General features: G+C 43.3%; 12 protein-coding genes and 1 pseudogene. All 13 read right to left on the bottom strand.

Features of this window, described 5'->3' with window-relative positions; all coding sequences use genetic code 11:
* Positions 1-267: pseudogene (gene argC, locus AC1DUA_RS10100) on the bottom strand (N-acetyl-gamma-glutamyl-phosphate reductase); the annotation flags it as partial.
* Between the two features lie 639 nt (positions 268-906).
* Entirely contained in the window at positions 907-1,779 is an 873-nt protein-coding gene (locus AC1DUA_RS10095; protein ID WP_477499608.1) for a YitT family protein, read from the bottom strand.
* A 93-nt stretch (positions 1,780-1,872) separates the two neighbouring features.
* Positions 1,873-2,992 (bottom strand): peptide chain release factor 2 gene (gene prfB / locus AC1DUA_RS10090; RefSeq protein ID WP_477499606.1). Its coding sequence is split into 2 segments (ribosomal slippage): positions 1,873-2,919 and positions 2,921-2,992, totalling 1,119 coding nucleotides; the frame shifts between segments, so codons are not numbered across the junction.
* 67 nt (positions 2,993-3,059) lie between these two features.
* The gene (gene secA / locus AC1DUA_RS10085; RefSeq protein ID WP_477499607.1) at positions 3,060-5,579 is read right to left on the bottom strand and encodes a preprotein translocase subunit SecA; all 2,520 of its coding nucleotides are present in this window, start codon (positions 5,577-5,579) and stop codon (positions 3,060-3,062) included.
* A 253-nt stretch (positions 5,580-5,832) separates the two neighbouring features.
* Positions 5,833-6,387, bottom strand: coding sequence for a ribosome hibernation-promoting factor, HPF/YfiA family (gene hpf, locus AC1DUA_RS10080; protein WP_477499605.1), 555 nt, complete (start codon positions 6,385-6,387; stop codon positions 5,833-5,835).
* 166 nt (positions 6,388-6,553) lie between these two features.
* On the bottom strand, positions 6,554-6,751 hold the full coding sequence (locus AC1DUA_RS10075) for a cold shock domain-containing protein (RefSeq protein ID WP_028556842.1): 198 nt from the start codon (positions 6,749-6,751) through the stop codon (positions 6,554-6,556).
* Between the two features lie 415 nt (positions 6,752-7,166).
* Positions 7,167-7,508: a flagellar protein FliT gene (fliT, locus tag AC1DUA_RS10070; RefSeq protein ID WP_477499604.1), complete on the bottom strand. Its 342-nt coding sequence runs from the start codon at positions 7,506-7,508 to the stop codon at positions 7,167-7,169.
* Positions 7,501-7,905 carry a flagellar export chaperone FliS gene (fliS, locus tag AC1DUA_RS10065; protein WP_477499603.1) on the bottom strand — a complete coding sequence of 135 codons (405 nt, stop codon included), beginning with the start codon at positions 7,903-7,905 and terminating at the stop codon, positions 7,501-7,503. The genes fliT and fliS overlap by 8 nt, the downstream gene beginning before the upstream one ends.
* 34 nt (positions 7,906-7,939) lie before the next feature.
* Complete coding sequence (gene fliD, locus AC1DUA_RS10060; RefSeq protein WP_477499602.1) at positions 7,940-9,583, bottom strand: flagellar filament capping protein FliD; 1,644 nt, start codon at positions 9,581-9,583, stop codon at positions 7,940-7,942.
* An 18-nt stretch (positions 9,584-9,601) separates the two neighbouring features.
* Positions 9,602-10,015 carry a flagellar protein FlaG gene (locus AC1DUA_RS10055; RefSeq protein WP_477499601.1) on the bottom strand — a complete coding sequence of 138 codons (414 nt, stop codon included), beginning with the start codon at positions 10,013-10,015 and terminating at the stop codon, positions 9,602-9,604.
* A gap of 82 nt (positions 10,016-10,097) precedes the next feature.
* Complete coding sequence (locus AC1DUA_RS10050; RefSeq protein ID WP_477499600.1) at positions 10,098-10,697, bottom strand: Gfo/Idh/MocA family oxidoreductase; 600 nt, start codon at positions 10,695-10,697, stop codon at positions 10,098-10,100.
* Between the two features lie 25 nt (positions 10,698-10,722).
* Positions 10,723-11,967 carry a nucleotide sugar dehydrogenase gene (locus tag AC1DUA_RS10045; protein ID WP_477499599.1) on the bottom strand — a complete coding sequence of 415 codons (1,245 nt, stop codon included), beginning with the start codon at positions 11,965-11,967 and terminating at the stop codon, positions 10,723-10,725.
* Positions 11,964-13,280, bottom strand: a 1,317-nt coding sequence (locus tag AC1DUA_RS10040; RefSeq protein ID WP_477499598.1) for an aminotransferase class V-fold PLP-dependent enzyme, incomplete at its 5' end; no start/stop codon positions are given. The genes AC1DUA_RS10040 and AC1DUA_RS10045, both read right to left, overlap by 4 nt.

Raw genomic sequence — 13,280 nt, 5'->3', positions numbered from 1 at the left:
CGGTGAAAGCTCTGCACTTACGCCCGCTGGTGTTGCCAGGAACACTACATCGGCTTTACCAGCGATAAGATCCACATCAAGTTGATCTAGAATATCAACGACCACTTCTTGCAAATGCGGAAAATGATCGGCAAGAGGAGACCCCGCATTCGAGGTCGAGATGACCGAAGTGATTTTCACAAAAGGATGCGCCTGCAAAAGACGAATAACTTCCACACCACCGTACCCTGTTGCCCCAATAATAGCCGCTCTAACGATATGACTCATCTGAATTCCCCCGTTATTCCGAAAATATATGTATGATTATACAGTCATATACATAATAATTCAATGAATTTTTTTCACCAGTTTTCTCCGTGTAAATGCGTTTATATCCAATATGAATCAAGGGTTTCCCAGCTTTTCAGGCAAAAATCTTGCCCTGAGTTTCAAGTAGTCGTTCGGATGAAAAAAATTCATAATATGCATAGACATTTTGTTCAAACCATGAACAGTTATATTATCCCAAATTAGACGTTGGACAAGCAACATTTTTTTATGGAGCGTATTCTACTCCCTTTTCGGGCCACGTCGGGAAATTCTCAGTCATTGCACCGTCGTTCGCGGTATGCTACCATTTGAAACTCATTCTATATTGTACTTTGTGCATCATTATCGCTGCATTTAGGTCAGAGCATTCCCCTTCATTGTACTTTGTGCAACCAATTTAGCTGAAAGTGGCTGATTGTAGGCCTTTTTAGCTGAAATGGTTGTATTTTATACATGATAAGATGAGGATTACTGAAATAATCATCACTATGTTGCACAAAATGCAACGAAGTTACCTTATCAATGCAACGCGAATGGTCCTCGCATCAAAAAAAGACATGCCTAAGCACGTCTTTTTGGGTAAACTCCGCCACGCTTCTAAGCATGCCTTTTAAACCCTTCGCCCAGTACCTCATTCGTTTCACTCAAAATGACAAACGCCTGCGGGTCCACTGACTGAACCAGGGTCTTCAATCGACTGACCTCGTTCTGCTTCACCACAACCATCATCACCGTCCGCGATTCCCCGGTAAAACCGCCAGATCCATTAAGCACGGTCAGCCCGCGGTCCAAATCAAACAAAATAGCCTTGCGAATCGCATCCGAATGGTCCGAAATAATGAACGCTACTTTGGCATAGTTGAAGCCGATCTGCACGATATCGATCGTTTTGGTTGTTACGAACAAGCCGATCATCCCATAGAGGGCATTCTCCGGTGTAAACACCAGCGCTGAGGAGATGATCACAAGGCCGTCAAATACCGCAACAGAGAAACCCAAACTTAAGCCTGAGTACTTATGTAAAATTTGCGCGGCCAGCCCTAGACCACCTGTGGAGCCGCGGCCACGAAAAACAATGCCAAGACCCAGCCCAACGCCTATACCGCCATAAACGGCAGCAAGCAAAGGGTTATGTGTTGGTACACCTATATGGCTGGTCACCAGTACGCATAACGGAAATATGACCGAACCAACAGCTGCTTTCACACCGAAATGCCCTCCCAACAGCCATAGCGCTAAAAGGAAAATCGGAATGTTCAGCGCCCATTGGGTGATGGCTGGATTCAAACCTGAAACCTGCTGTATGATCGTCGAAATCCCCGAAACCCCACCGGTTGCAATTTTGTTCGGATTCAAAAAGGAATTAAAACTAGCTGCCATAACTAATGAGCCTATAATTAGCAAGGCATATTCAAATACGGTATGTGCAGGACTTCCTATCCGTATCAGTGGTTCTCTTCTGGCCACGATAGGCCTCCTCTCACAAAAAATCCTACACCTGTTAGGTGTAGGATGAACGTCAATTGCTTCTGTTATGCGTTATACGTTTCCCTCAAGCATCGACTACTCTGCGTTGTCCGGCTTGCGAATCTGATGACGTAAGTAAGCATCGATGAACATATCCAGATCCCCGTCCATAACAGCGCCGACATTGCCTGTCTCTGCTGATGTCCTGTGATCTTTCACCATGCTGTACGGATGGAAGACATAAGAACGAATTTGGCTTCCCCAGCCAATTTCGGACTGCTCGCCGCGAATTTCAGCCAGATGCTTCAATTGCGCTTCGATCTTCTTCTCATACAGCTTGGAGCGTAGCATTTTCATCGCTTTCTCACGGTTCTTGATCTGTGAACGCTCCTGCTGACAGCTCACCACGACCCCAGTCGGCATGTGCGTAATCCGAACCGCCGAATCCGTGGTATTAATGTGCTGACCGCCGGCGCCGCTCGCCCGATACGTATCGACTTTGAGATCCTCTGTGCGGATCTCCACTTCCGTATCGTCTTCRATCTCCGGCATGATGTCGCACGACACGAAAGATGTGTGGCGTCTGCCTGATGCATCAAACGGCGAAATCCGCACGAGCCGGTGCACGCCCTTCTCCGCCTTCAAATAGCCGTAGGCGTTGAAGCCCGTGATCTGCAGCGTGACACTCTTCACGCCGGCTTCGTCGCCGGGCAAATAGTCGAGCACCTCGACTTTGTAGCCCTGCTTCTCCGCCCAGCGGCGATACATGCGCAGCAGCATCTCCGCCCAGTCCTGCGACTCCGTGCCGCCGGCGCCTGGATGCAGCTCTAGAATCGCATTCAGCCGGTCATACGGCTGATTCAATAACAGGCCAAGCTCGAAGCTTTCGAGCTTGGTCTTTAAGGCTGTGATGCCTTTCTCAATGTCAGTCGCCAGGCCAGCATCGCTTTCCTCTTCCTCGAGCTCGACCATGACCTGCAGGTCGTCAAACTCGTTCGTGAAGCCCTGAAACTGATCTACAACGCTCTTGATCACGTTGAGCTCGGAGATGGTCTTCTGGGCACGTTCGTTATCGTCCCAGAAGTCCGGCGCCCCCATTTTCTCCTCAAAATCGCCGATCGCTTCCAGCTTATGATCTAAGTCAAAGAGACCCCCGTAATTCGGTTAGTCGCTTTGCTGTCTCTCTTAAATCCTGTTTCACTTCTGGTTCCAGCATGTCTTACACCTCTTTATTCTCTTGTGCCCCTACTCACCGGATCAAGCCAAGCGCTGCTTAGCTTCTCTTAGCTGCCTTGTCCGTGGCACTGTTTGAACTTTTTACCGCTGCCACATGGGCATGGATCGTTACGTCCGATACGTTCCTCATCATCGCGTACGACCGGCTTCTTGCCGCCAGCTTCGTTCTTCGTATCAACTGCTTGCCCTTCGGCTACAGCTTGACGCTCCAGGTTGCTTTGAACATGAGCTTTCATGATATACATCGCGACTTCTTCACGAATGTTTTCAATCATCTCTTGGAACATCTCGAAGCCTTCGAACTGGTATTCACGAAGCGGATCTGTACCGCCGTATGCACGAAGGTGGATACCTTGACGCAGCTGATCCATCGCATCAATATGATCCATCCATTTGCTGTCTACAGCACGAAGAGCAACAACCTTCTCGAATTCACGCATGAATTCAGGTCCGATCTCTTCTTCACGCTCGTCATAGCGTTTGCTAACAAGATCTTTGATTAGATCAATGATCTCTTCTTGCTCTTTGCCCCAAATATTTTGATCGCTAATATGCGCATCTTCCTGTAGGAAGTTGTTGTTCACGAAATTCGCGACCTCTTGAAGCTCCCACTCCTCCGGAATTTGCTCTTCCGGACAGTGCGCTTTCACGACGCGCTCGATCACTGCGTTGATCATACCCTCGATGACTTCGCGGATATTTTCGGATTCAAGCAGCTCGCGGCGTTGTTTATAAATAATTTCACGTTGTTGATTCATCACATCGTCATACTGAAGAACCACTTTACGAACGTCGAAGTTATTACCTTCCACGCGTTTTTGTGCAGATTCAACCGCACGCGAGATCAATTTGCTCTCGATTGGCTGATCTTCTTCCATTCCTAGACGGTCCATCATCGCCATAATATTCTCGGCGCCAAATCGTTTCATCAATTCGTCCTCTAGTGAGAGGTAGAATTGCGATGAACCAGGGTCACCTTGACGGCCTGCGCGACCGCGCAGCTGGTTATCAATTCGTCTGCTTTCATGACGTTCTGTACCTATAATATGCAGTCCACCGATACCATGTACGCCTTCGCCAAGCATAATGTCCGTACCGCGTCCCGCCATATTCGTTGCAATCGTCACAGCGCCAGGTTGTCCCGCACGAGATACGATTTCAGCTTCTTCAGCATGGTACTTCGCGTTTAGAACCTTATGTTGAATGCCTTTCTTTTTGAGCATATCAGAAAGAATTTCGGAGTTCTCARTCGATACCGTACCGACAAGAACTGGTTGATTGAGTTTGTGTTTTTCCACAATTTGCTCAACTACAGCCCTAAACTTCCCATTCTCCGATTTATATACCACGTCCGGCATATCTTTACGAATCATTGGACGGTTGGTCGGAACAATGATAACCTCAAGCCCATAAATTTTCTTGAGCTCTTCCTCTTCCGTCTTCGCTGTACCTGTCATACCCGCAAGCTTGCGGTACATCCGGAAGTAGTTCTGGAACGTAATTGTCGCTAGCGTCATGCTCTCATTCTGAACTTGCAGTTGCTCTTTGGCCTCAATGGCTTGATGCAACCCATCACTATAGCGACGGCCTGTCATAATACGGCCCGTAAATTCATCAACAATCATAACTTCGTCTTCTTGTACAACGTAGTCCACATCGCGTCTCATGATATATCGAGCTTTAAGCCCCTGAGTTACGTGATGATTAATATTCACATTCTGATGATCAAATAAGTTCTCGATACCGAAGGCGCGCTCTGCTTTGGCAACCCCTTCTTCCGTAAGAGCTACGGAACGCACTTTAATATCAATCGTGTAATCCTCTTCTGCTTTCAAATTGGACACAAAACGGTCCGCCGAATAATACATATCGGTTGATTTGGCAGCTTGTCCCGAAATAATAAGAGGCGTTCTAGCTTCATCGACTAGAATGGAGTCAACTTCATCGATTACCGCATAATAAAGCGGACGCTGAACCATCTGCTCTTTGTAGAGCACCATGTTATCGCGCAGGTAGTCGAAACCATATTCGTTGTTCGTACCATAAGTAATATCGCAGGCGTAAGCTGCTTGCTTTTCCTCATGAGTAAGTTCATGCAGATTTACCCCAACCGTCAGGCCAAGGAATTCATATATTTGACCCATTTCGCCGCTATCGCGTTGTGCCAAATAGTCATTGACAGTTACTACATGCACGCCTTTGCCCAGCAATGCATTCAAATATACAGGGAGTGTTCCAACTAATGTTTTCCCTTCCCCTGTTCTCATCTCAGCGATACGGCCTTCGTGCAGCACCATACCTCCAATAAGTTGAACGTCGTAATGACGTTTGCCCAATACACGTTTGGCTGCCTCTCTGACAACAGCAAAAGCTTCTGGAAGCAAATCATCCAGTTCCTCGCCCTTTTCCAAGCGATTGCGGAACTCAACCGTCTTGMCTCTTAACTCTTCATCAGATAACGGCTCAATGCCTGCTTCAAGCTCGTTGATATAATCAACAGCTTTTAACATCCGTTTAACTTCCCGTTCATTGGAATCACCAAAAATCTTTTTCACTAGTCCTAGCATCGGTGAACCCCTTTCTATTGCATTCGTATCCTTAAATTGTACCACCTTTGACCGCTCTGCCGCAACAAACCCTCGGTCTACATCCATATAAACTGCCCATAACCCATAAAAGTTTCACGTTTTAACTTATTTCTATAGTATTGAGTCGTTGTCCAAAATGCATGCATGCAAAATATACGTATTTACATGATTCAACCAATAGAAAAGAGCTCAATTCGACAGAATCGAATCAAGCTCTTTGTGTATGTTTATTTTATTTGTAAATAGCTGGTTCGATCAATCCATACTTGCCGTCGTTACGTTTGTAAACGACATTGACAGAATCTGTGTCCATATTGGAGAAAACAAAGAAACTATGACCAACCAAATTCATTTGCAAAATCGCTTCTTCCACATCCATCGGCTTCAAATCGAAGCGTTTGTTGCGGACCAATTCAAAGTCATCTTCCTCTTCCACAAAAGTGACAGGTGATGTTTCCATTTTGAATAAATCACGCTTGCCGCCTTCTTCGCGAATTTTGCGGTTGGTTCTTGTTTTATGCTTGCGAATTTGGCGCTCTAACTTGTCCACAACCAAATCAATCGAAGCATACATATCAGAATTGCGTTCCTCTGCTCTGAGCAGCACGCCTGTTAGAGGGATGGCTACCTCGATGGTTTGCAAATCTTTTACCACACTTAGCTTTACTTGTACGTCGGATGTAAGGGGAGCTTCAAAATACCTATCTAGTCTGTTTAATTTTTTCTCGACATAGTCCCTGAGGGCCTCAGTTACTTCAAGGTGTTCTCCGCGAATGCTAATAATCATAGTTAAACATCTCCCTTCCTACTTACAGTATACTACATTCCACCCCATCTTCATAATTCCTTTAAATTCCGAGCATAATATGTATACGCAAAAAAACACCCCGGGATGACTCCCGAGGTGTGCATGTTCGTAGGTGTATACTAGCGGCACAGCTCGTGCCGGATGATTATAGTCTGCTAACGTTGGCTGCTTGTGGACCACGTGCGCCTTCTACGATGTCAAACTCAACGGCTTGACCTTCGTCCAGCGTTTTGAATCCTTCGGATTGAATAGCTGAGAAATGCACGAATACATCTCCACCATCTTCACGCTCGATGAAACCATAGCCTTTCTCTGCGTTGAACCATTTCACTTTACCTTGCATAACGTACACATTCCCTTCGTTTTAAAAAATGTAAAATCATAAGCAAATGAATAATGTAAGCCCTTACTTTTTGACTATAACACCCGTCTGCTTGACCTGTCAATTTGAAACTCGCCAATCAAGTAAATTTTTTGAAAATTCGGGTATATACAAGCCGTGGATAACTGCAGATTTTGTAGAATACTGTCACATCGAGCGTTTTTACGATTTATTCACAAAGTTATGCACAGGTTTATGCACATTATCCACAGGTCTTTGTGTGTGAATTATGGATAAATTGGGCTCGTTGTGTGTGGTTTGTACACAACGAGGTCTTTCATCGATTTCCTTGTCCACAGTTCTGATAGGAAAGCGATACGAAACCGTTAATAAGCAAAAAACCTTCTGCCGCGGCAAAAGGTTTCTGTGAGTAAGCTTATTTTTTGCGGTCGAAAAAGTAACTTTCACCGTCATAGTGGTTATCGTACGCGTTCCGCTGGGTTTTACCCGTGTCCAGCTTGGCCAGTTGTAAACTAGCTTCATCCCTAAATTGTTGCAGCTTCTTCAAGAAAATAGGATCAAGACTGATCACGGATTGAATGCGTGATTGATAAGCCTCTTTATCCCTCGCTGTCATTGCTACTGTCGCACTGAGAAGCTCCTGCATGACAGTTCCCCGCTTCTCCATAAACTCAGAGATCCGATCAGCATCCATCGTCACAAGCTCCGCCAAAGCCTGTTGCGTCAATTGCTCCAATTCTACGACCAGCTTATCCATGCAGCGCTCCAGCAGGTGTTGCAGAGCTTGCATTAACTTGCTTAGCTGCTTGCAGCCAAGTTTCCTTCAGCTGGATCAAAAAACCAAGCACTTCTTCAGCAGGCTCAATCGACTTCTTGATATTAGCTTCAATTAAGCGGTGATTAAAGTATTCGTAAAGTCTCAATAAATCATCAGCAATCGGAGCGTTCCGATCAATTGTAATGGAGAACTCGCTAATAATGTCCTGTACCTTGACTAGGTTGGTGTTAGCGTCTTGGTAGTTGGTTGTTTTCAAAGCCTCTATACCCGCACGGCAAAAACGGATTGCCCCATCACATAGCATAATCAGCAGCTGTGCTGGGCTTGCCGTTTGAACCGTATTCTCCAAGTATTTATTACGTTGGGCCTGAATCATGGTTATTTCCCCCTAGTTTAAAGTAGAACCCTTATTAGCCCATTTGTTGTATYAGCTGTGCACTTTGGGCTTGCATTTGGTTCATATACTTTTCCATTGCGGTGAATTGGTTATAGTAACGGGTTTCGAGATCTGATAGTTTAGTAGTAAACGCATCAATTCTTTTGTCCATATCTTTAATTGATTTCCCCATCAGATAACTCGTGTCCACACTATTCGTTATACCGGCTTTTGCTGTAATATTTTTGAAAAGAGCATCTGCTTTGTCAGACAAGCGTCTTGCCAAGCCATCGCCTTTATCGGAGTCTTTCAAACCATCATTGGCTGTAAATAAAGCCATCACTTCATCAGGCTTTTCTGCAATAGCTTTCTTAAGCTTATCCTCGTCGATATAGATCTTACCATTCTCTAGATAACTTCCCGAAATACTGGTGCCGCTAAGATTAGCTGTGGAAATACCAATTTGAGACAGCGTTTTGGCATTACCTACCGGGAGACCTTCTACTGAACTAGAGAAAGCTGATCTAAAACCAGTCATAGCACTTGTCAAAAGTGAATCACTGCGCAACATACCGCTTTTTGCTTTTGTTTCCCAGGTCGTAATTTGGTCATCTTTCATAGCTTCTCGTTGTTCATCCGTAAGCGGCGCATAATCTCTATTACGCTTCTCCGAGGTTTTGGTATTCACAGTATCAATTAATTCATTATATTTATCAACGAACGATTTAATCGAGTTAAAGACACTATCAACATCGCGTGTATTTGTAATATTAACTGCTGTTGTTTGTGCCTTTTTAATTGTAATGTTCATCCCACTGATAGAGAATGTATTTGTGTCATACTCTGCAGAAGCTCCGTTGAATTCAACCTGCGCTTTTTGCCCAGTAATACTGTATGAAGCATAATCCTGATTTCCAGTTGCTACTGGTGTCTTAACACCCAATTTATCAAGAAGATCATATGTGTCTGACGTTGCATCACCAAATGTAATAGCTTTTGTCTGATCCGGATTATTGAAAGCAATATTATTATTTGCATCCAAGTAGGCTGACACACCTGACTTACCAATATCAGAGCTATTGATTTGATCAATAAGCTGGCCAACCGTTGTCGTTTTTGTAATATCCAAGTCTAACGTCTTCCCGTTAGCTTCCATATGAAACTTCTGAGTCGTTGCTAGATCTTTATCAATCAGTGTTGTGATACCACTCGCGAAAGCTTGAGTACCTGTTAAAGTTTGTCCTTTGTTTGCTTGATCTGTTGAAAGCGGAATGCTCGGAGTAGCAGTATTGTTATCGTTGTCTACACTTAACTTCAATACGGAAGTCAAAAGATTGTGACCATTCTCTTCGCTACCCATTTTTAGATCAATCCCCGCCTTACTTCCTGTGGATGAGGAAGCAAAGAAAAATTTATCCAACGTTGCATCATAACTCATCGTTACGCCAGTTGTGCTTGTTTTCCCGTTTACAGCAGCAACTAATCCCGCAATCGTGTCAGTAGGCTTTACATTAATCGTGGCTGTTCCTTTTTCTCCACCAATAGACAGTGTTGTAGCATTTGTAAATGTCGCATCAATAGATTTCAGTTGCGCAGCTTCAGATGATTGTCCTGTTTTTTCAGAAGTGACCGATGCTGATGTAGCGAGCTTGATCACTTTAATACCATGTCGTTTCACTCCTCTCAATAATTTTATCTATCTTTTCTCGTCAACAAGTATTCCTGCCATCTGCCAGAGCTTAGCCACGAAATCCAGACTCTTTTCAGGCGGAATTTCACGTATCGTTTCACCCGTATCTTTGTCCAAGACTTTAACTGAAATTAGCTTCGTTTTTTGATGAATAGAAAACTCAAGAGATGTTGTTCTGCCTTGAATTGCTTTAATGGCGTGTTCAATTGCCTTTACTAGTTGAGCATCACTAATTGTGACATTTTCGCCTTGTAGTTCAGCAGTTTTAAGTTCCGTCGTGTTTGTAATGTTAGATGCAATGAATGCTGCTGCATTATTGGTCCCGATCTCATCTACCTTATGTACCTTAATTGGCTCAGGGGCTGGCTTTCCTTCTCCTGCGCTGTTTCCGAACCCACCGACTGGGTAGTTAATGCCCATAGAAAAACCTCCATCCGAAGATATGTGTATATCTTTTATATCGGATAGAGGTCGTTTAGTTGTTATAGATCCTCTTAACTATTTAATCATTTTCAATCAATGGCAGCTTAATTTCCTTATGCTCTCTGGCAGATTGATAAATAGCTAGAATTACCTCTAATGATTTCATTCCTTCTTTTCCATCTGTTCCTTGCTTAGCACCGTGCAAAAGCACATCTACTACATTTTGATAGTAACCAATATGACCGAATCCATAGACAGATGGAGGTGTATAGCTAACGTTAGATGCCAGATCATCGTCATCATCAGAGTCTTCAAAATCCCATTTGTCAATGGTATTAACGGAGGTGCCGCCAACGACAACAGTACCCTTTTCCCCGAGAATCGTCAAATTCCCAGCAAGATTTCTAGGATACGTCAGCATAGTTACATTCATGTTACCGATGGCTCCATTTTTAAAACGAAGTACGGCACTTCCTGTGTCTTCAGCTTCTATATCACGAGCCATGGTATCCGTTATCGCGTATACCTTCTCCACATCACCAATTAACCATTCCATCATGTCCACATAATGGCTTGCTTGATTCATAAATGCTCCACCATCAAGCTCCCAGGTTCCACGCCATGATGCCGCATCATAATAGCTTTGCGGTCTTTGCCAGAACACATTGACAGAAACCATATATATTTTCCCGAATCTCTTCTTATCAATAAGCATCTCTGGCAATATTTTCGTAATCGAACTGTGTATGCATGGTTGTAAGAATTACCAAGTCTGCATTGCGAAGTTTATCCTGATTAAGCTCAATGGATTGATATCCATTCCCATGATGATTGAAATGAGGAATGTAAGGGTCATAATAACTTATTTCTGCCCCTTCTTTCTCAAGGTGCTCTATAACTTTCAAGGCGGGAGACTCACGCAAATCATCAATATCTTGTTTATAWGCAACTCCAAGCAATAAAATTTTAGCTCCATTCATTGTCTTCCTAAAACGATTTAAGATCTTCATACTTCTTTCCGTTACAAATTGGGGCATATAAATGTTTATTTCACCAGCGGTTTCAATTAGACGTGTATGATAGTCATATTCTCGAGCCTTCCATGTTAAATAAAAAGGATCTACTGGAATACAGTGTCCACCTAAACCAGGCCCTGGATAAAAAGCCATATACCCATAAGGTTTGGACTTCGCTGCATCAATAACTTCCCAAACATTAATACCCATTTTGTTACAAAGGATCGCCATCTCATTGGCAAGTGCAATATTAATATTTCGGAACGTATTTTCAAGAATTTTCTCCATCTCTGCCACAGCAGGACTAGAAACTTCATGAATCTCACCTTCCAGAACACTCCGATATAAGGCTGCAGCAAGTTTCGTACTAGTTTCACCTACACCACCTACAACTTTAGGTGTATTCTTGGTTCCATAAAGCTTGTTGCCTGGATCTACACGCTCAGGTGAGAATGCTAAAAAGAAGTCCTTACCACATTGAAGTCCTCCTTCTTCTAAGATGGGTTTCAATATTTCTTCCGTTGTACCTGGGTAGGTCGTACTTTCTAAAATGATTAACATTTCTTTGTCTAGATATTTAGCAATGTCTCTAGTGGAATTTACCACATAAGAAATGTCGGGTTGATAGTACTTATCAAGTGGGGTTGGCACACAAATCGCAATACAATCCACATCTCTAACAAATGAGAAATCCGAGGTTGCTTTCAGCAACCCCTGCGAAACGATATCAGCAAATTCACTGTCAATGATATCTCCTATATAGTTAATCCCTTGGTTTACTTTCTCAACTTTATCAGCTTGTATATCAAAACCGATCACACGAAATCCGGCTTTTGCTTTTTCTAAGGCTAGTGGAAGCCCTACATAACCGAGACCTACAACACCGATGACTGCCGATTTATTTAGAATCTTACTTAGTAGTAACTCGCTCATTTCAACACTTCCCTTACTTCTAAATCAATCTTAGTATAGTTTGTCTGACATGCTCCACAAGTTGCTTGTTCTAACTCAAAGTGCAGTTTTTCTCCACATTGGCAGACCCATCCAATAATTTTTGACGGATTCCCAACAACGAGTGCATAATCAGGAACACTTTTAGTTATTACTGCACCAGCACCGATCAGAGCATACTTTCCAATTGTATTTCCACATACAATTGTTGCATTTGCACCGATTGTAGAACCCCTGCCAACTAATGTTTGCTTGAATTCTTGTTTGCGGCTTATATGGCTTCTAGGGTTTGTTACATTTGTAAACACGCAGGAAGGTCCTAAAAAAACGCCTGTTGAAATCCCCTTTTCCTGTAAATATTGGACAAGCTCTTTTCTGTTTTCTGTTTGAATTACGTAGAGATGAACAACCTCTAAAACTTCTCTCGCTACTTTAGGCAAAACAAGCTTTGTTCTTTCTAACTTTTCATTATACATACTAGCAATTTGTCTTCTCGCTTCATTCCAATTATCTAAATGCTTTAATTTGATGCGTAATACCGCTGCTTGAATTTCATCTAATCTAGAATTGTAGCCAACTAAATAATTGTAATACTTAGATGATTGATCATCTAAGTGACTGATTACCTGAGAATCCTCGATAACCGAGTTCATATTATTATAAGCTATCATGCCTACATGACCACTACCATGAGCTTTTAAGCCCCTTAAAATAGCTGCCGTTCGGTCGTTGTTAGTCACAATAAGCCCACCGTCTCCAAAGGCACCTAAATTTTTAGTTGGAAAAAATGAAAAGCAGCCTACATCACCTAATGTCCCAGCTTTCTGTCCTTTATATTCAGCACCAATAGCCTGACATGCGTCCTCTACAACAAGAAGATTGTACTTTCTTGCAATTTCAGTTAAAGGGTCCATATCTACAGGTTGTCCAAAAATATGAACAGGCATAATAGCTTTAGTCCGAGCATTCACCTTCTGCTCAAGTAATTCGGTATCAATATTGTAAGTATCGACCTTTACATCTACAAATACTGGCGTTGCACCTACGCTTGATATAGCTTCAGCTGTAGCAAAGAAGGTAAACGGCGAGGTAATTACTTCGTCCCCTGGTCCGATTCCCAGTGCCTTCAAAGTCAATACTAACGCATCTGTGCCGTTTGCACACGAGATGGCATGTTTGCAGCCTAAATATGAGGCAATTTCCGATTCAAATAATTTAACCTCTGGTCCTGAGATATAGTGAGAAGATGCCGCGACTTTAAGCAAAACTGAACCGAGTTCCGCTTCTAGAGAGGC

Source organism: Paenibacillus sp. 01T422 (assembly GCF_056398785.1).
Note: the sequence above shows the minus strand (reverse complement) of the source record. Positions and strands in the feature narration are given on the sequence as shown.